The sequence below is a fragment of the Thioalkalivibrio sp. ALE12 genome (assembly GCF_000381105.1).
In the GTDB taxonomy this organism is placed as follows: Bacteria; Pseudomonadota; Gammaproteobacteria; order Ectothiorhodospirales; family Ectothiorhodospiraceae; genus Thioalkalivibrio.
The window spans coordinates 96,373-115,016 of record NZ_KB905908.1 but is presented as its reverse complement, the minus strand read 5'-3'; the positions used below and the strand labels follow the sequence as shown (position 1 = coordinate 115,016).

The window sequence follows — 18,644 nt, the reverse complement described above, 5'->3', positions numbered from 1 at the left end:
GACTCGTCCCTTTATAGCGGAACCCTGCATGAGTACATCTCCCGAACGCGTGAGCCCGGAATCCCTGTCCCAGGACGGCGAGGTCCAGGCCCTGTCCCATTCGCCGGAATCCCTCCAGGCACGGGTCCAGCGCACGCTGGAGGCCGCGCGCGAGCGCGGGGCCTCGGACGCCCAGGCGGTGGTTAGCCACAGCGTCGGGCTGGAGCTGGGTGTGCGCAAGGGGGAGATCGAGAGCCTGGAGCACGAGCGCGACCAGAGCCTGTCGCTGATCGTCTACTTCGGCCAGTCCAAGGGGGCGGCCTCCACCACGGACTTCAGCGACCAGGCCCTGATCGACACCGTCGAGGCCGCCTGCCGCATCGCCCGCTACACCGAGCCGGATCCGTATGCCGGGATGCCGGACCCCGCGTTCAAGGCGAGCGACTGGGAGGACCTCGACCTTGACCACCCCTGGGGCTGCAGCGCCACTGAGGCGACCGAACTGGCCCGCGCGATCGAGGCCGCGGGCTTCGCGGCCGACGACCGGATCGAGAACTCCGAGGGCGCCAGCGTCAGTACGCGGCGCGCCATGGCCTTTCTCGGCGACAGCCAGGGCTTCATGGGGGGCTATCGCAGCACCCGGCACTCGCTGTCCTGCGCCTTGGTGGCGCGCGACGCGGCCGGCATGCAGCGCGACTATGCCTACACCGTGGCCCGCCACGCGGGCGACCTGACCGCCGCCGAGGCGATCGGGCGCGAGGCGGCCGAGCGCACCGTGCGCCGGCTGGGCGGGCGCAAGCTCTCCACCCGCACCTGCCCGGTGCTGTTCGCGCCGGAGATGGCGCGTACCCTGATCGGCAGCTTCACCCGCGCGATCTCCGGGCCGGCCCAGTACCGCGAAAGTTCGTTCCTGTTGAATGCCGTGGGCGAGACCGTGTTCCCCGCCTGGATGCAGATCGAGGAACGCCCGCTGACCCCGCGCGCGCTGGGCAGCGCACCCTTCGACGGCGAGGGGGTGCGCACCCGCAACCGGCCGCTGATCGCCGATGGCGTCCTGCAGAGCTATACCCTGGACAGCTACGCCGCGCGTCGGCTGGGGCTGGAGACCACCGGCAACGCCGGTGGCGCGCGCAATGTGACCGTGGCCCCGGGGGACAAGGACTTTGACGCCCTGCTGTCCGAGATGGGTACCGGCTTCCTGGTGACCGAGCTGATCGGGCAGGGCGTGAACATGGTGACCGGCGACTACTCCCGCGGGGCTGCCGGGTTCTGGGTCGAGAACGGCGAGCTGCAGTACCCGGTGGAGGAGATCACCATCGCCGGCAACCTGAAGGACATGTTCCGGCGCATGGCGGCCGTGGGCACCGACGTCGACCGCCGCGGCAACATCCACACCGGCTCCATCCTGATCGAGTCGATGACCGTCGCCGGCGACTGAGCCGCCCTCGCGGCGCGCGCCCGGCAGTGGGCGTGCGCGGCGCATTCCCCGGTACCCTCCACGCTGCTACGCTCGTCGTGTGGCTGCATGGCCGTGACCGCCCGACCCCGCGAGGCGGCGGCCTAGGGAGACGCTGATTGAATCGCACGTCCGCGTTGGTGCCCCCCAGTTTTTCGAAACAAAGCGCTCCGAGACAAGGCGCGTCGTGCAGCGGGTAGTGGTTCTACCCGCCCGTTTCTGATGGATTGGGGCGCAACGCAGGATCGGGGAACAGGGGGCACCAACCCGACAAGTGATTGAAAGAGCGGGCTCGGCCGCCCGTTGTTGATCGAAAACTGGCGCGCGCACGGCGTTGCGGCTCCCTTGTGCAGAATGACTGCACGGCAGTCACCGCGCATTAAACGCACGCAAAAGTGACTCGAGCGCGGACGTGCGATTCAATCAGTGTCTCCCTAGCGCGGGCGAGGGACAGCCATGAACTTTTTCGAACAGCAGGACCAGGTGCAGCGCAGGACCCGCTGGTTGCTGGTTCTGTTCGCCCTGGCGGTGCTGGCGGTTGTCGGAGTGCTGGGCATTGCGGTCTGGCTCATGGGCGGCGGCGGTGCGGCGATTGCCTGGACCATGGGGATCACGGCGGGGCTGATCGTGCTCGCGAGCCTGTACCGGGCCTGGCAGCTGCGGGCCGGGGGTGGCGGCCTGATCGCGCAGGAGATGGGCGGCGTGCGCATCGCGGGCAACCCCGCCGACCCCCAGTGGCAGCGGCTGCGCAATGTGGTCGAGGAGATGGCGATTGCCTCCGGGATGCCGGTGCCCGAGGTCTACGTGCTGGAACAGGACCTGGGTATCAACGCCTTCGCGGCCGGGTTTGCCCCGAATGACGCGGTGATCGCGGTCACCCGCGGCGCCCTGGACAGCCTGGAGCGGGCCGAGCTGAAGGGGGTGGTCGCGCACGAGTTCGGGCACATCCTCAATGGCGACATGCGCCTCAACATGCGCCTGATCGGCATCCTCTACGGCATCGAGGTCCTGGCGCTGCTGGGCCAGGGCGGGCTGGCGCGCCGGCGCCGCCGCCACAAGGGGGATGTCGCGGATACCGGGGTCGGGGTGCTCAGTGTCACGCTGATCGTGGTCGGCTATGCGGGGTTGGCGCTGGCGCGCTGGATCCGCGCGGGCATCTCGCGCCAGCGCGAATACCTGGCGGATGCCCACGCGGTGCAGTTTACCCGCGAGCCGGACGGCCTGGCCGGCGCCCTGAAGAAGGTGGCGGCGCGCTATGCCGGTCTCAACGGCAATACCGAGGAGATCACCCATATGCTGTTTGCCAGCGACGCGATCGGGCAGCTCTTCGAGACCCATCCGCCGCTGCTGGAGCGCGTACGCATCCTGCAGCCGCAATTCGATCCGGAGGAGCTCAAGGGCCTGCGCGAGCGGCTCAATGCCCGCGTGCGCGAACGGGCGCGCGAGCGCGCGGTGGATGGCATGCAGCGCGAGCGCGAGGGGCGTCTGCCCGGGGCGGAGGCCGTGGAGGACGCCCTGGGTGGCCATCCGGCCCTGACCCACATCCTGGGGGCGGGGATGCTGCTGGCCGCCATCCCGGGGCCGCTGGCCTGGGCCGCGCGCTCGGAGGCGCGGGCGATCGAGGTGGTGCTGTATCTGCTCCTGAACCCGGACCCGGAGGTACGCGAACGGCAGCTGGCGGTGATCGGCGAGGCGCTGGGTGGTGACCTCCAGGAGGCCGTGCGTCGCCTGCAGACAGCGGAACCCGAGCTGCGGGACGATCTGCGCCTGCCCTTGCTGGAGCTCGGATTCCCGGCCCTGCGGCGCCTGGACGCGGACGACAGGGCACGCCTGCGGTCCCTGGTCGATCGCCTGATCCATGCCGACGGGCGAGTGGCGGTCTTCGAATACGCGCTGGGGCGTCTTCTTGACCGGCAGCTCGGGGACATTCAGGACCCGGCCGCCGCGTCCCGGCCGCGCCACGCTGCCCTGGAGGACCACCAGGAGGGCGCGCATTTCCTGCTGGCGGTGCTTGCCCATCACGGTCACGCGGCGGATCCGGCCGCGGCGCGCGCGGCGCTGACGGCCGGCGTGGGTGTCCTGACCGGCGCCCTGCCGCTGACAGTCGAGCTTCCAGAGGCCCTGACCGGTCCCTCCGGGGCCCGCGCCTGGGCCAGTGTGCTGGACCGTGTGCTGGAGCAACTGGATGGCCTGCGCATGCGCGACAAGGACCAGCTGATCCAGGCCATGGTTACCACCGCGAGCCATGGCGGGCAGGTGGTGACCGCCGAGGTCGAACTGATGCGGGTGATGGCGGCCGCGCTGCATGTCCCGTTGCCGCTGGCCGTGGACGATTGGGCTGGATCCCAGCCGACCGGCGAGGGCGGCGTCTGAACGCGATGCCGGCAGAATCGCGGGTTTTGCGCTCGGTTGCCGCGGGGACGGTCTGGCCCGTGTGCGAACCGAAAAATAAATTCGCTGGCAAGTCACGGATCCCAAAGGGGTTTCGGGTCGGCGCCCGAGAAAACCCGAAAAAACACTATCAATGCACCGCGGTTTGGGCGGACAATGGCCGCGAGGTAACGGTAACAGGCTCCATGCAGCACCAGGCGACACCCCGCAAGGGGCGTTCAGATTCGCAGTTCCGGTCCCGGTTGGGGCCGCAGAGAATCACGATCAATCTTCACCGTCGTTCGGTTGCCCTCCAGTCTCTCCCCCCTCGAAATCCCAATCCAGTACGTACAAAACAGAGGTAACCGAAATGGCTACAGGTACAGTGAAGTGGTTCTCCGACGAAAAAGGCTTTGGCTTTATTACCCCGACCGATGGCTCCAAGGACGTGTTCGTCCATCACAGCGCCATCCAGGGTAGTGGCTTCAAGTCCCTGGCCGAAGGCCAGAGCGTCTCGTTCGACGTCGAGCAGGGCCAGAAGGGTCCGGCTGCCGCGAACGTCGAAGCGCAGTAAGACAACCCCGGCGCGCAAGCGCCAGGTTGTTGAAGAGCCCCGCCTTGTGCGGGGCTTTTTCGTGTGGGGCCGGGTGCGCGGGGGAGGGCTGATGCGGGCCGTGCCTGCACGGATCTGCCCCGAAACGGCCGCATTTTCGCGTGGTTCGGGACGCGGACCGTGCTACCGTTCGCGCATGAATGCTGTATTTCACCAGGCCCTTTTCCGGCCCCGCCGCGGATCGCTCGTCCGGGTGGGGCTGGTGGTCCTGTGCCTGCTGTTATTCGCGCAGCAGGCGGCGGCCCAGGGGCCCTACCGCGCGCCGGAGATGATCCCGGGCAGTCAGACCACCGAGGCCGCCGAGGCCTGGGCGCTGTTCCGCGCGGGGGTGCCGTTTGTCGACACCCGGTTGCGTGCGGACTACGAGGCGGGGCGGGTGCCCGAGGCGCGCAATCTGACCATCATGCGGGACCGGGACGACGAGCGGAATCGCTTTACCCGCGAGAACCTGCTGGACTTCATCGGCGATGTCGACGCGCCGGTGGTGATGTACTGCAACGAGCGGGACTGCTGGCGCACCGAGGCGGCGACCCGCCGCGCCCTGGAATGGGGCTTTACCAACCTCTACTACTTCCCCGGCGGCTTCCCGGAGTGGATTCGCTCGGGGTATCCGTTTGAATAATCGGGTGGTGTCCGCAGGCGCACCCACCGGCCGGCGAATCCGGCTCCAGACGATCCTGGCCGGGGTCATGTTCGCCGGGCTCCTGGTGCTGGCCGCGACTCTGGCCACGGGCACTCATCTCGCCGTGGGGCAGGCCGAGCAGCGCCTGGACCGGCTGGGCGTGGAGGGCCAGTCGGCCGCCTGGCGCCAGACGCTGGCGAACGAATGGCAGCGGATGCGCGCCGAGGCGACGGCCGTGACCCGCAACGAGGCGCTGATCGGAGCGCTGCGCGACGATGCCGGCATCCGGACCTATGCCGACCCCCTGTACAACCGGCTGCGCGCCGGGGGTATCGCGGACCGGATCGTGGTCGTCGATGCCCAGGGGGACGTGCGCTACGACTCCGCGGACAACCACGGCGAACGCGTCCCGCTGGCGCGCGCGGCGCTGGAGGACGGGCGCTTCCACGAGGGGCTGCATCATGTACCCGGGGAGCGGGTCTATGCCGGGTTGGCGATCCCGGTCTATAGAGGGGGCAATCCGATCGGTGCAGTCGTGCAGTTACGCGACCTGTCGACCTCCGCGCTCGAGTCCATGGCCGAAGCCAGCGGGGGACGCGCCGCGCTGCTGGACGAGCGCGGGCCGCTGGCGCTGACCGCGCCGTTCCTGATGTCGCTCGCGCCGGGCGAGCGACTGCACCAGCAGGCGGCGGCCAGCCGCGTTGACGCAGATGGCCGGCATTCCCAGTTGGTCTATCTGCCGCTGGTCCCGTTCGATGGCGAAGAGGCGACGGCCACAGTGGTCCTCGCGCGGGATCTGACCGAATCGGTGGCGACCCAGAACCTGATCAATGCCACGACCTACGTCGCCGCCTTCGGGATGCTCGTGCTGATTGCCGGCGGGCTGTACCTGTGGCTGGGGCGTACCCTGCGCCCGATGCGGCGGGCCATGGACACGCTGGACCGGATCGGGCACGGGGACTTCCAGACCGATCTGCAAGCCGACTCGCGCGTGGCCGAGATCGCCCGCCTGCAGGAGGTGACCCGGACCATGGCCGGCCGCCTGGGGCATATCGTGGAGATCGAGGAAGAGAATGCCCGGCTGGCCTTCCGTGATGCGCTCACCGATCTGCCGAACCGGCGGCTGCTGCTGGAGCACCTGGAGCACGCCATCCACACGGTCAATCGCACCCGGCGCCACGCGGCACTGCTGCTGATCGACCTGGACAACTTCAAGACGCTCAACGACACCTGCGGCCATTCCGCCGGCGACCGCCTGCTGCAGGCCCTCGCGCAGCGGTTTACCGCGCGCCTGCGCGATCAGGATATCGTGGCCCGTCTGGGCGGGGACGAATTCGTGGCCCTTCTGGAGGAACTGAGCCCGGATCGCTCGCAGGCCGGCGCGGACGCCCAGCGCATCGCGGGCGAGTTGCTGAAGGCCATGCGCGAGCCGGTGCGCATCGACGATATCGAGCACGTGATGTCCGGGAGCATCGGTATCACGCTGTTCCCGCGTGGCTTTGACACCCCGGAGGAGCTGCTCAAGCAGGCCGATTTCGCGATGTACCAGGCCAAGCAGCAGGGGCGCAACGGGGTGCGCTTCTATGATCCCGCCATGCAGCGCACGCTGCTGCGCGAGGCGGAACTCGAGCGCAAGCTGCGCCGGGCCCTGCAGGGCGAGGAACTGGTGATCCACCTGCAGCCCCAGGTCGACCCGGAGGGGCGGATCCTCGGGGCGGAGGCCCTGATGCGCTGGCCGCAGCCCGATGGCAGCTGGATCTCGCCCGGTGAATTCATCCCCGTGGCCGAACACACCGGCCAGATCCTCGAGGTTGGGCGCCTGGCGCTGCAGCAGGCCTGCCACACCCTGCGGGCCTGGCAGGGGCGCCCGGTTCTGGACACGCTGCCGATCTCGGTGAACCTGTCCCCGCATCATTTGCGCCAGCCCCGGCTCATGGAGGAGGTGACCACCATCCTGGACGAGACCGGGGCCGCCGCGCAGCGGCTGCATATCGAGGTTACCGAGAGCGTGATGGCGGATGCCTCGCAGCCCCTGATTGCCAACCTGGAGGCCCTGCGGGCCCGGGGCGTCGCCCTGGCGCTGGATGACTTCGGGACCGGCTATTCGTCCCTTGGCTACCTCAAGCGCCTGCCGCTGGACGTGCTGAAGATCGACCGTTCCTTTGTCCAGGACATCGAACACGACGCCGATGACGCCAATATCGTCGCGACCATCGCCGCCATTGCCCACAACATGGGGCTCAGCCTGATCGCGGAGGGGGTCGAGAACGAGGCCCAGCGGGACTTCCTGGTGCGCCACGGCTGCCATCGTTTCCAGGGCTATCTGTACCACCACGCGATGCCGGTGGCCGATTTCGAGGCCCTGGTTGCGGCCGGAACGGACGCCGCCGATCACGGGACGATTGATACCCAAGGAGAGCAGGAATGATTCGGATACGGCAGGGCAGGTGGCGGTCGCGGGTGCTTGCCGGATTGTGGATTGGGCTCCTGGCCGTTCCGGCCGCCCTGGTTCACGCGGAGGAGACCCCGGCACCCTGGGGAAGCGCCGCGCCGGTGGAGCAGGACTATGCGGGCCTGAAGGCCGTCTATGATGTGACGGCCGGTACCCCGGAGGCCCTGGAGGACGTGCTGGATCACGCCGCCTACCTGAGCCGCATGACGGGTGACGATCCGTTCGACAGTCACATCGTGCTGGTCATCCACGGGGACGCACTGGACCTGTTCGCGCGTGAACACTTTGCCGAACATGAAACCCTGATGACCCGCGCCCGCGGGCTCACGCTGAATGGCGTCATCGAGTACCGAATCTGCCAGGCCGGCGCCGCCCGCCGTGGCTATGGACCGGAGGACTTCCACGGCTTCGCCAGCGTGGTCCCGATGGCCGATGCCGAGATCGTGCGCTTGCAGCAACAGGACGGCTACGGTTACATGCGCTGAGCCCGGGGCTGCCGGGCACGCAACCCGGACCCAGAGGGATCGAACGCATGACGGACCGCCAGCAACCGGGATTTCTGGAAGCCATCGAGCAGGCGGGCCTGCTGGTGGAGATCTGGGAGCACTTCCCGGAGAACATGTTCCTGATCCGGGTCGAGGGGCCGGACTTCCTGGTCGAGGCGGCCAACCCGAAGATGACGGAACTGTTTGGGCAGGACTGCAGCGGCAAGCGCCTGCACGACTTCCTGCCCTGGTCGGTCGCGGAGGAGGTGGTGGCGCACTACCGCGAGTGTCTGCGCCAGGATGCCCCTCTGCGCTACGAGGAACACGCAACCTTTCACGATGCCCGTGGCCAGGAACGCGAGGGGCACTGGCTGACCCTGCTGGTGCCCGTACACGACCCGAACGGGACCATCACGCACCTGTTCGGGGTCTCCCAGAATGTCACCGAGCTGCGGCTGGCGCGCGCGAGCCTGGAGCGCTACAACCGCGACCTCGAGGCCGTGGTCGACGAGCGCACACGGGCCCTGAACGCGGTGAACCAGCAGCTCCAGGAGGCGAACCGGCAACTGGAGGCGCTCGCCTCGAGCGATACCCTTACGGGGGTGGGCAACCGCCGGCATTTCCAGGCGGGGGCCGAGCGCGAGATGGAACGCGCGCGACGGCATGGTGGCGCCTTGTCCCTGCTCATGTTCGACCTCGACGGCTTCAAGAGCATCAACGACCAGGACGGTCACGCGGCGGGCGACGCCGTGTTGAGAAAGGTAGCGGCGAGCGTGCAGACGACCCTGCGCGCGAATGACCTGTTTGCCCGCTATGGCGGGGATGAGTTCGTGCTGCTCCTCCCCGATACGCCCCTCGCGGCCGCGCGCCAGATGGGCGAGCGCCTGCGTACTCAGGTGCAGGAGGACGCGGGCGTGGCCCTGAGCCTGGGGGGCGCCGGTTTCGAGGCCGCCGATACGCAGCTCGAGATGCTCGTACAACGCGCCGACGCCGAGGTCCTCGCGGCCAAGCGCGCCCGCAAGGCAAAGTAGAGCCCGGCCCGGCCCCCCGGATCACCCGCGGCGGCGGTCCTGCCGGCCGCACACGGGCCGGTGGTTCAGAGGCCGAAGATCTCGGACTTGAGGTTCCACTTGGAGGCGAGGGTCTCGGTGGCGTTGAGGAACTCCTCGGCGCGGGCCGGGTGGTTCCACTGGCCCTGGGCGATCCAGGCCAGCGCGGTGTCGCGGTCGGGGGCCAGAGACAGGATGTGGATCAGCTCGCCGGCATCACTGCCGATGACCTCGCCGCCCAGCAGGGCGCCGGTGTCCATGTCGCCGATCAGGCGGACGAAGCCCTCGGGCTCGTCCTGGCCCAGCGCGCGCGGGGAGGTCTCGAAGGCGGCGAAGCCGACCGCCGGTTCCAGTTCCTCGTCCTCGGCGTCATCCTCGTCCATACCCAGACGCGCCATCTCCACCGCGGAGTAGATCGCGATTGGCACGAAGCGCTCGTCCTGTTCGCGGGTATTGCCGTTCTGGATGTTCTCCACCGCGATGGTGGCGTCCGCCAGGGCGTGGTTCGCGGTCTGCCATTCGCTCGCGACATCGCCGATGGCGTAGATAGTGTCGACATCGGTCTGCAGCGTGGGGCGGCGCTTCACGAAGCCGCGGGCGTCGGTCTTCACCCCGATAGCGTCGAGGTTCAGGCCCTCGGTGTGCGGGGTGCGTCCGGTGCCGAGCAGGACCCAGTCGACCTCGAAGCTGTTGCCTTCGCTGTCGGTGATGGTGACGCCGTCATCCGAGGTCTCGACGCTTTCGTAGCCCTTGACCCGCACCGGCTCGATGCCGTCCGCGGCCAGCTGTTCCTTCAGCGTGCCCAGTGCCTGCGGGCTGAACTTCTGGTTGGACAGCGGCTTGGAGCGCGACAGCCAGGTCACCTGCTTGCCGAGATGATGGAAGATCCAGGCGAACTCGGTGGCGACAACGCCGGAGCCGATGATCGCGACTCGCGCGCCCGTAGGCGGTTTGTCGTCGAACAGCATGTCGGTGGTCAGTACGCGCCCGGGTTCGGCCGTGAACGGGGCCGGAACGGTGGCGGTGGCGCCGGTGGCGATGATGGTGTGGCGGGCGCTGACGGTCTCGGTGCCGTCGTCGGTGACGACCTCCAGGATCTCGGCGTCGCGGAAGCTCGCAGTGCCGTGGCGGTACTGGATCTTCAGGTGCTTCATGTAGCCGAGGTAGGAGTTGCGCACCTCGGTGACCACGTCCTTCTGGTGGTCCCAGGCGCGATCCATGTCGGCCGTGAGGCTGCCGCTGATGCCGCGGCCCTCGAAGTGGCGCTGCGCGGCGACGGTGCGGGCGGTGTGGTACCAGTCCTTCTTGGGTACGCAGCCGCGGTTGAGGCAGCAGCCGCCCCAGTCGCCCTTCTCGATGATGACGACGCTCAGTCCGCGCAGGGCGCCCAGAACGGCGGCACGATAGCCCCCGGGGCCACTGCCGATGATGGCCAGGTCAAAGGTCTCGCTCATGGTGTCTACTCGGTCAGGTCAATGATCGGGTCGTGCCATTCCAGCTGCGTGAGGTTCAGCTCGAACACGCGGCCGTCGGCCTCGTAGTCGAAACGCACCGGGACGTGGCGCAGCTCGCGCGCAAACCAGGCGGACAGCGCAACGTCGCTGTCCTTGCTGCGGCGGTCGATGCGGATGGTCTCCACGCGGCCGATCGGGGAGTCCATGGTCTCGCGTCCGACGACCTCGAACTCGTATTCGCGCAGGCGGTCGCGTTCCAGCGCCTGGATGGTCTCGCGGTCCCCCGCGGCGGCCAGTTCGCCGGTCTCCAGGCGCTGCATCATCAGGTACAGCGAGCCGAGGAAGTCCAGGGTCTGTTCCGGGACCTCGAGATCGAAGCGCTCGCTATTGATGGTGCCGATCGCGCGGTTGCTCTCCCAGTCGAAACGCGTCTCGACCTTGCGCTCGCGGCGCGGGGTGATCTGCTGGCTGCGCGACTGCACCAGCTGGAGGTCGCCGTTGCGGCTGTTCATCAGGGCCTCGCGGCTCAGCTCGAAGCGCCCGAGGATGCGCAGGAAGCCGGAGACGTGGGCATCCATCGCCATGCGGGTCTGCACGTCCTCGTGGTTGAGGGTGATGCGCGCCTTGAGCGTATTGCCCATGGCGCTGGCCTCGTAGCTGGCGGTGTACGGCGGGATCGGGCGCAGGTCGCGGTCCGCGGCTGCCGGGGTGGCCAGCAGGGCCAGCACCAGGGCCAGCATTATGGAAACAGCACGCCGGGTCATCGCGCGGCTAGCGCCGGTCGTCGGGGCCTGAACGTTCATGGGTGTCCTCGTCGAGTTGCAGCGGTGCCTCAAGCGGCCTGCCGTCGTCTTGCAGGATCCGCCCGCACCACTGAATTTCGCCTGAACACACGCGCCGGACGACCTCGGGGTACAGCCGGTGCTCGGCCCGTTGCACGCGGGCGGCCAGGGTGTCGGCCGTATCGTCGGGCGCCACCGGCACGCGTGCCTGCATGATCACCGGTCCGCCGTCCAGCTCCGGGGTGACAAAGTGGACGCTGGCGCCGTGCTCGGTCTCGCCATCGGCCAGGGCGCGGGCGTGGGTGTCCAGGCCGCGATACTTGGGCAGCAGCGAGGGATGAATGTTCAGCATGCGGCCGGTGAATCGGTCCACAAAACCGGGGGTCAGGATGCGCATGAAGCCGGCCAGGATGACCAGGTCCGGGGCATAGTCCTCGATGGCGGCGGCCAGGTCGGCGTCGAAGGCCTCGCGCGAGGGGTAGTCGCGATGGTTCAGGACACGCCGCGGGATGCCGTGCTGTTCGGCCAGCGCGAGCCCGCCGGCATCCGGCCGGTTGCTGATGACCCCGACCACCCGCGCGGGGATGCGGCCCTGTTCGCAGGCCTCGATCAGGGCGCCGAGGTTGCTGCCGCGCCCGGAGATCAGGACGACCAGGCGCCGCGGAGTCGTGTCCGATTGCCCGATGGGTCCGCTCATGCGGCGGCGTAGGTGACGCCGGGCTGGTACTCGTCGCGTTCGCGGATCACGCCGATCGGCCAGCTGCGGATGCCGGCCCGCGCGAGCTGTGTGCTGGCGGCCTCAACCCGGTCCTCGGGGAGGATGACGGTCATGCCGATGCCGCAGTTGAAGGTGCGCAGCATCTCCTCGTCGGCGATGTCGCCAGCCTGCTGCAGCCAGTGGAACACCGGCGGCCGCGCCCAGCTGTCGGGGTCGATGCGTGCGCCCAGGGTGTCGGGCAGCACGCGCGGGAGGTTCTCGGTCAGGCCGCCGCCGGTGATGTGGGCCATGGCGTGCACCGGGAACTGCTCCAGCAGTTCCAGCAACGGGCGCACGTAGATCCGGGTGGGGGCCATCAGGGCCTCGCCCAGCGTGATGCCGTCGGCGCCTGGCAGCGGTGCGTCGAGGCGCGTGCCGGCATGCTCCAGCACGCGCCGGATCAGGGAGTAGCCATTGGAATGGGGGCCGCTGGCCTCCAGGCCGAGGACGACATCCCCGGCGGCGACTCGGCTGCCGTCGATCAGGGCGTCCTTCTCGGCGATGCCGACAGCGAAGCCGGCCACGTCGTAGTCCTCGCCCTGGTACATCCCGGGCATCTCGGCAGTCTCGCCACCGATCAGGGCGCAGCCCGCCTGTTCGCAGCCCTCGGCGATGCCGGTCACCACGTCCGCCGCGATGTCCACATCCAGGTGGCCGGTGGCGTAGTAATCAAGGAAGAACAGCGGTTCGGCCCCCTGGACGACGATGTCGTTGACGCACATCGCGACCAGGTCGATGCCGATGCGGTCATGCCGGCCGGTCTCCTGCGCCAGGCGCAGCTTGGTACCGACGCCGTCCGTGCCGGATACCAGGACCGGCTGCCGGTAGCGATCCATCGGCAGTTCGAACAGGGCCCCGAAGCCACCCAGGCCGGCCATCACGCCGGGGCGTCGGGTGCGCGCCGCATGCGGCTTGATACGTTCGACCAGCTCGGCGCCGGCCTCGATGTCGACACCGGCCTCGCGGTAGGTCAGGCCTGAACGGGATTCGGACATGGGTTCCCCGATGTTGAATGAGCGCGGGTGGAGGCCGCGCGCTGCGGCGGTCTCGCAGAACCCGGCATGGTAGCGAGCCGGGTGCGGGGGTGCAAAGCCGGGAAGCGTTTCGCGGCGAAGAAGGCGGGTGCGAACGGGCGGCGCTGGCGAGCCTTCTCCGGCGATGCCGGGGCGCATGCCTGTGGTATTTTGTGGCGCCTGTCGAACAACCGATCATGACCATGCCCCTGCATCCTCGAGCGCATTCCCGCCTGGCCTTCCTGCTGGGCCTCCTTTTCCTGGTGCTGACCCCGGCCGGGGCCGCCGATGACGCGCTGGTGGTGACGGTCACCGCCGAGGACGAGGCCCGGGCCCTGGAGCAGGGGGTGGAACAGGCGCTGGTAAGGCTGGCGGGGCTGCGTTCGGGCCCGGTGCTGGATCTGGCGGGTGAACTGCTCGAAGGCCGCGACGACGAGGGCTGGATCGCGGCGCTGGAGCGGCGGCAACAGCTCGAAGAGGACCGCTACCGCCTGGAGTTCGACCCGTTTCGTCTGCGCACCGCGCTGCGAGACGCGGGTGTGCCGGCCTTGCTGGGCGAGCGTCCGGCGCTGCTGGTATGGGCCGTACATGATGCCGGCGGGCAGCGTGACCTGCTCGGGGATGCGGTGGACGGCCCGGGGATCCTCGCGGCGCTGGACGAGCTGGCCGAGGCCCGGGACATGCCGTTGCTGTTCCCGCTCGGCGATCTGGAGGATCGCCGGTCCGCCCAGCCCTCCGATATCGTGGGCGGTGTGAGCGAGCCGCTGGTTGCGGCCGCGCGCCGATACGAGGCCGACGGGGTTCTGCTGCTGCACGTGCGCGAGACCGCGAGCGGGGCCGAGGCGCGGGTGGTCGCGGTGCACGACACCCGTGAATACCGCAGTTCCGCCAGTGGGGACAGCCCCGCAGTGGCGGCCCGCGAGGCGGTGGCGCGGGCGCTGGACCGGGTGGCCGAGCCCCTGGCACGGGTCGCGGCCGAGCCGGAATGGCTGCGCCTGGGGTTTGCCGGGATCCAGGGCTTTGCGGCCTTCGAGCGCCTGCGCGCGGAATTGGCGCGGCTGCAGGCGGTGGAGGCGGCGCGTCTGGATGCGCTGGCCGGCGACAGCGTGGTGCTGCAGGTGCGCACCGGCCTTGATCGCGATGACCTGGTCGACCTGCTGCGCGGCTCCGGCTTTGCCCGGGCCGAGGCGCCGGATGCGGCACCCGAGGCCGATGCCTGGCTTGATCGGCGCTGATTGCTGTCACGGCGAACCGGATGCTGCCCCGCCACCAGATCCCCAATGCCGTCACGATCGGCCGGATCCTGCTGATCCCGCCGATTGTCGTGCTGCTGGCGCTGGAGCACTACCTGGTGGCGGTGGTGCTGCTGGCAATCGCCGGACTGAGTGACGCCCTGGACGGCTGGCTGGTCCGGCGTTACGGCTGGCATACGCCGCTGGGTGCCTGGCTGGATCCGGCGGCGGACAAGCTGCTGATGCTGGGGATCTATGTGGCCGTGACCCTGTCCGGACTGCTGCCCCTCTGGCTGCTGTTGCTGGTGGTGGGGCGGGATGTCTGGCTGACCCTTGGCTCCGCGTTGTACCGGGTGTTTGTCGGGCCCCTGGCCATTCGGCCGTTGCTGATCAGCAAGGTGAACACCTTCCTGCAGATCGCGCTGGTGCTGGTGGCCATCGTGAAGGTCGGTCTGCTGGCACTGGACCCGATCTGGGTGCAGCTGCTGATTATTGTCGTGGCCTTCACGACCCTGGCCAGCGGTCTGGCCTATACCGTGCAGTGGGGCCTGTATGCGTGGCGTTACCTGCGCGGCCAGGGCGGGTCGGACGCGGCGAACGGGAGGGCGTCATGAGCACGGGGGTCGAGTTGCGCGAGCGCGTCGGGCCGGTCTCGGCCGCGACCCTGGCCGCCCTGGTCGGATTGCTGGTACTGGGCGGGGCGCTGTACCTGCTCGCGCCAATCCTCACCCCCTTCGTCGTGGCGCTGCTGATCGGTTATCTGTTCAATCCGCTGGTGACACGTCTGGCGGTGCGCACCGGGCGTTCGCGCACCCTGGCCACGGTGGTCATCTTCCTGCTGGTGATGCTCGGGCTGGCCGCGCTGATCCTGATCCTGATCCCGCTGGCCATCGCCCAGTTCGAACGACTCACGCTGGCGCTGCCGCAGATCCTCGGCTGGTTCGATGCGCAGGTGCGGCCGTGGCTGGAGGAACTGGCCGGGGACGGCCTGCCGCCGCTGGACGCCGGTGCGCTGCAGGGGCTGGTCACCGAGCACTGGCGCGAGGCCGGCGGGCTGGCCGGGGGTGTACTGCAGTGGATCGGCAGCTCCACCGGCGCGCTGGTGCTGGGGGTATTGAACCTGGTGCTCATCCCGGTGGTGAGTTTCTATCTGCTGCGCGACTGGCCGCGCCTGCTGGACGGATTGCGCGACCTGCTGCCGCGGGCCTGGCGTTCGGCGGTGATGACCTTCGCCGCGGAGTCGGACGAAACGCTGGGGGCCTTTCTGCGCGGACAGATGCTGGTGATGCTGGCGCTGGGCCTGTTCTATGCGGTCACCCTGACCGTGGCCGGGGTCGAGATGGGTCTGGCGATTGGCCTGATCGCCGGGCTGGTCAGCTTTATCCCCTATGTTGGCGTGATCGTCGGGGTGCTGCTGGCCAGCGCCGCCGCGCTGGTGCAGGGCGACGGCTGGACCCTGCTGCTGATCGTGCTGGCGATCTTCGCCGTGGCCCAGGTGCTGGAGTCCATGGTGCTGACGCCCTGGCTGGTGGGCGACCGCACCGGGCTGCATCCGGTCGCGGTGATCTTTGCCGTGCTGGCCGGCGGACAGCTGTTCGGCTTTTTCGGCGTGCTGCTGGCGCTGCCGGTGGCGGCGGTGCTGGCTGTCGGCGTGCGCCACCTGCTGGTGCACTACCGGCGCCTGAATGCCGGGGAAGCGCCCTCGGAGCCGGGAGGTCCCGGGGAATGAGTGCCGGCCAGGGTCGCGAGGCTGCCCCGCAGCGCCAGCTGCCGCTGGACCTGCGCCTGCGGGATACGTCGCGCTTTGCCGGCTTCTATCCCGGCGGCAATCCGCTCGCCCGGGATGCCGTCGAGGCGCTGGCCGTCGGGGTTGGCATGAGCGAGCCACAGATCCTGCTGCACGGGCCGTCCGGCGTCGGCAAGACCCACCTGCTGCAGGCGGCCTGCCATCAGAGCCACGAACGCGGCGATCCGGTGGCCTACCTGCCGCTGGGCGAGGTCGCATCCGCCCCGCCGCTGGCGGTGCTGGACGGCCTGGAGCGTGCCCGCCTGGTGGCACTGGACGATCTCGACGAGGTGGTCGGGAAGGGCGACTGGGACGAAGCCCTGTTCGGGCTGCTCAACCGCCTGCGCGACAGCGGCTGCCGGGTACTGCTGGCGGCGACCCATGCGCCGGACGGGCTGGGCAGCCGCCTGCCGGACCTGACCTCGCGCCTGGCTTGGGGGCCGGTGTTCCGGATGCAGGCACCGGAGGAAGACGACCTCAAGCGCATCCTCGCCCAGCGCGCCGTTTTGCGCGGGCTGGAGCTGCCGGAGGCGGTGGCCGACTACCTGCTGCGCCACTACCGCCGTGATCTGGTGGCCCTGCTGGCCCTGCTGGACCGCCTGGACCTGGCCGCCCTGGCCGAACAGCGGAGACTGACCATCCCCTTCGTCCGCGACCAGCTCGCGCGTTCCTGATCTTCATCACGAAGCACACGAAGGCACGAAGAAGGGCCAGGTCAAGGGCGTTTAACAGGAAGACGGGAAGGACGGAAGATTCTGGATGGGGCGTACCGGGAGGCGGTCCTCGGCCCGGGGATGCTGGCTGGGCGCCTCGCTCCGGCCGAAGCGTGGGTACATTGCGCACCGGAAAGGACTTTCCCGCAACCTCCTGTAAACAAAATGCCCTCTTCCAGCCTTCCCGTCTTCCTGTGAACGGGTTTTGACCTTCTTCGTGTCTTCGTGCGCTTCGTGGTGAAAATCAGGAAGTAAGCTTGCGAGCGCGGCGGGCGTCGAGTTTGACGTAGAGCAGGCAGCCGGCGAACCAGGCGAGGCTGGCGGCGGTCATCAGCAGCCCGTACAGGCGCGCATCGGCCGCCGCGGCCAGCGTGATCCCCAGGGTCACGTAGGCCAGCGCCAGCAGGCTGGACCAGGCGTGGGTGTAGCGGCGCCCGTGCAGCATCCCGCGCAGCGGGAACAGCAGCGGCAGGACCAGGATCACCAGCGCCAACGAGACCGGCACGATCTCCGGCCGGTCGATCCAGGTGGTCCAGACCAGGATCAGGCCGATCAGGGCCAGATAGGCGACCAGCGCCAGCGCGCGCGCCGCGAGGATCATGCCGATTCCCCGTTCTGCAGGCGGCGCGTGATCCGCCCGACCCTCTCGCCCAGGGCCGTGGCGATGCGCTGCTCCTCGCGGCTGACCGGGTGCTCGCCCTGGCCGCCGGCGACATGGCTGGCGCCGTAGGGCGAGCCCCCGGAGGTCGTGGTGCTCAGCTCCGGTACGGTGTAGGGCACGCCGACCCAGAGCATCCCCTGGTGGATCAGGGGCAGGGCCATGGTCAGCAGGGTGGTTTCCTGCCCGCCGTGCTGGGTGGCGGTGCTGGTGAACAGCCCGAACGGGCGATCGACCAGGCCGCCGCTGGCCCACAGGCCGCTGGTGCCGTCGAGGAAGTGCTTCAGCGGCGCGGCCATGTTGCCGAAGCGCGTGGGCGAGCCCATGACCAGCCCGGCGCATTCCTCCAGGTCGCGGGTCTCCGCGTAGGGCGGGCCGTCGGCGGGAACCGCCGGCGCCTCGCCGGTGATGTTGGTGCTCACCGGCGGCACGGTGCGCACGCGGGCGACGGCGCCGGCCCGCTCCACGCCGCTGGCGACGTGACGGGCCAGCTCGGCGGTCGCGCCGTAGCGGCTGTAGTACAGCACCAGGACCTCGGGGACCGCGCTCACGACAGGATCTCCAGCACCTGCTCGGGCGGACGCCCGATGCGGGCGCGCTCACCCATGACCAGGATCGGGCGTTCGATCAGTTTCGGATGCTGCACCATGGTCTGGATCAGCGCCTCGTCGTCCAGCTCGGCATCCTTCAGGCCCAGTTCGCGGTACTCCGCCTCGCCGGTGCGCAGGAGATCGCGCGGGGCGATGCCCAGCCGGTCGACGATGGCGCGCAGGGTGGCGGCATCCGGCGGCGTCTTCAGATATTCGACAATCTGCGGCTCCACGCCCTGCTCGCGCAGCAGTGCCAGGGTCGCGCGCGACTTGCTGCAGCGCGGGTTGTGGTACAGCGTAGGGGCATCGGACATGAATCCACTCCGGAGGACGAAAAATGACGGAGGCCAATGATAACCATGCCCGCCGCTGGCGTGTCAGCGGTCAGGTGCAGGGGGTGTTCTTCCGCGCCTCTACCCGCGACGAGGCCCGGCGGCTCGGGTTGACCGGTTATGCCCGTAATGAGCCGGACGGCAGCGTCGAGGTGCTGGCCGTGGGCCCGCGCAGGGCGCTGGACACGCTGGAGGAGTGGCTGGCCGACGGGCCGCGCATGGCGCGGGTGGATGCGGTGGAGGCCGAGGAGCTGGAACCCCCGGAGCCGGCGCCGCGCGAGTTCTCCACGGGCTGACTCGG

Annotated in this window: 19 protein-coding genes; 12 read left to right on the top strand and 7 right to left on the bottom strand. The window is 69.3% G+C overall.

Translation table 11 applies throughout. The annotated features are described in order from the left end of the window. Positions 1-28 precede the first annotated feature (28 nt). The 7 genes from pmbA (at position 29) to F614_RS0107985 (ending at position 9,008) form a co-directional block, all read left to right on the top strand. Complete coding sequence (gene pmbA / locus F614_RS0108015; protein WP_026280355.1) at positions 29-1,417, top strand: metalloprotease PmbA; 1,389 nt, start codon at positions 29-31, stop codon at positions 1,415-1,417. Positions 1,418-1,891: 474 nt separating this feature from the next. Next, complete coding sequence (locus F614_RS0108010) at positions 1,892-3,808, top strand: M48 family metalloprotease (RefSeq protein ID WP_019558685.1); 1,917 nt, start codon at positions 1,892-1,894, stop codon at positions 3,806-3,808. Between the two features lie 367 nt (positions 3,809-4,175). Beyond that, positions 4,176-4,379 carry a cold-shock protein gene (locus F614_RS0108005; RefSeq protein WP_018140642.1) on the top strand — a complete coding sequence of 68 codons (204 nt, stop codon included), beginning with the start codon at positions 4,176-4,178 and terminating at the stop codon, positions 4,377-4,379. Positions 4,380-4,611: 232 nt separating this feature from the next. Further along, a complete protein-coding gene (locus F614_RS0108000; RefSeq protein ID WP_019558684.1) occupies positions 4,612-5,040 on the top strand; it encodes a rhodanese-like domain-containing protein in 429 nt (142 codons plus the stop codon). Between the two features lie 67 nt (positions 5,041-5,107). Further along, on the top strand, positions 5,108-7,468 hold the full coding sequence (locus tag F614_RS0107995; RefSeq protein WP_196799932.1) for a bifunctional diguanylate cyclase/phosphodiesterase: 2,361 nt from the start codon (positions 5,108-5,110) through the stop codon (positions 7,466-7,468). A 44-nt stretch (positions 7,469-7,512) separates the two neighbouring features. Then, positions 7,513-7,977 carry a DsrE family protein gene (locus F614_RS0107990; protein ID WP_018867469.1) on the top strand — a complete coding sequence of 155 codons (465 nt, stop codon included), beginning with the start codon at positions 7,513-7,515 and terminating at the stop codon, positions 7,975-7,977. Positions 7,978-8,024: 47 nt separating this feature from the next. Continuing rightward, on the top strand, positions 8,025-9,008 hold the full coding sequence (locus F614_RS0107985) for a GGDEF domain-containing protein (protein ID WP_019558683.1): 984 nt from the start codon (positions 8,025-8,027) through the stop codon (positions 9,006-9,008). Positions 9,009-9,073: 65 nt separating this feature from the next. Here F614_RS0107985 and F614_RS0107980 read toward each other — a convergent pair whose 3' ends face one another. The 4 genes from F614_RS0107980 to purM are packed head-to-tail and all read right to left on the bottom strand — an operon-like array spanning position 9,074 to position 13,014. Then, positions 9,074-10,480, bottom strand: a complete 1,407-nt coding sequence (locus tag F614_RS0107980) for an NAD(P)/FAD-dependent oxidoreductase (RefSeq protein WP_018879857.1) — start codon at positions 10,478-10,480, stop codon at positions 9,074-9,076. A 5-nt stretch (positions 10,481-10,485) separates the two neighbouring features. Next, positions 10,486-11,220 (bottom strand): DUF3108 domain-containing protein, encoded by a 735-nt coding sequence (locus tag F614_RS0107975; RefSeq protein ID WP_018867466.1) that lies wholly within the window; start codon positions 11,218-11,220, stop codon positions 10,486-10,488. A gap of 31 nt (positions 11,221-11,251) precedes the next feature. Next, entirely contained in the window at positions 11,252-11,959 is a 708-nt protein-coding gene (gene purN / locus F614_RS0107970; protein WP_018867465.1) for a phosphoribosylglycinamide formyltransferase, read from the bottom strand. Then, positions 11,956-13,014: a phosphoribosylformylglycinamidine cyclo-ligase gene (gene purM / locus F614_RS0107965; protein ID WP_019558682.1), complete on the bottom strand. Its 1,059-nt coding sequence runs from the start codon at positions 13,012-13,014 to the stop codon at positions 11,956-11,958. The genes purN and purM overlap by 4 nt, the downstream gene beginning before the upstream one ends. Before the next feature lie 221 nt (positions 13,015-13,235). Between purM and F614_RS0107960 the strand changes: the two genes are divergently transcribed. Genes F614_RS0107960 through hda form a run of 4 tightly spaced genes read left to right on the top strand, consistent with a single transcriptional unit; the run spans position 13,236 to position 16,724 of the window. Continuing rightward, the gene (locus F614_RS0107960) at positions 13,236-14,267 is read left to right on the top strand and encodes a DUF2066 domain-containing protein (RefSeq protein ID WP_019558681.1); all 1,032 of its coding nucleotides are present in this window, start codon (positions 13,236-13,238) and stop codon (positions 14,265-14,267) included. 20 nt (positions 14,268-14,287) lie between these two features. Then, positions 14,288-14,878 carry a CDP-alcohol phosphatidyltransferase family protein gene (locus tag F614_RS0107955; RefSeq protein ID WP_018867462.1) on the top strand — a complete coding sequence of 197 codons (591 nt, stop codon included), beginning with the start codon at positions 14,288-14,290 and terminating at the stop codon, positions 14,876-14,878. Further along, entirely contained in the window at positions 14,875-15,993 is a 1,119-nt protein-coding gene (locus tag F614_RS0107950; RefSeq protein ID WP_018876914.1) for an AI-2E family transporter, read from the top strand. The genes F614_RS0107955 and F614_RS0107950 overlap by 4 nt, the downstream gene beginning before the upstream one ends. Beyond that, positions 15,990-16,724 carry a DnaA regulatory inactivator Hda gene (gene hda / locus F614_RS0107945; protein WP_019558680.1) on the top strand — a complete coding sequence of 245 codons (735 nt, stop codon included), beginning with the start codon at positions 15,990-15,992 and terminating at the stop codon, positions 16,722-16,724. The genes F614_RS0107950 and hda overlap by 4 nt, the downstream gene beginning before the upstream one ends. Before the next feature lie 283 nt (positions 16,725-17,007). Here the strand turns inward: hda and F614_RS0107940 are convergent, their stop codons facing one another. The 3 genes from F614_RS0107940 to arsC are packed head-to-tail and all read right to left on the bottom strand — an operon-like array spanning position 17,008 to position 18,325. Continuing rightward, the gene (locus F614_RS0107940) at positions 17,008-17,364 is read right to left on the bottom strand and encodes a DUF2069 domain-containing protein (RefSeq protein WP_018867459.1); all 357 of its coding nucleotides are present in this window, start codon (positions 17,362-17,364) and stop codon (positions 17,008-17,010) included. Beyond that, a complete protein-coding gene (gene wrbA / locus F614_RS0107935; protein ID WP_019558679.1) occupies positions 17,361-17,972 on the bottom strand; it encodes an NAD(P)H:quinone oxidoreductase in 612 nt (203 codons plus the stop codon). Before wrbA ends, F614_RS0107940 begins: the two co-directional genes overlap by 4 nt. Beyond that, positions 17,969-18,325 carry an arsenate reductase (glutaredoxin) gene (gene arsC / locus F614_RS0107930; RefSeq protein ID WP_019558678.1) on the bottom strand — a complete coding sequence of 119 codons (357 nt, stop codon included), beginning with the start codon at positions 18,323-18,325 and terminating at the stop codon, positions 17,969-17,971. The genes wrbA and arsC overlap by 4 nt, the downstream gene beginning before the upstream one ends. Positions 18,326-18,348: 23 nt before the next feature. On the opposite strand from arsC, the gene yccX reads away from it, so the two are divergent. After that, entirely contained in the window at positions 18,349-18,639 is a 291-nt protein-coding gene (gene yccX / locus F614_RS0107925) for an acylphosphatase (RefSeq protein ID WP_018867456.1), read from the top strand. Positions 18,640-18,644 lie beyond the last annotated feature (5 nt).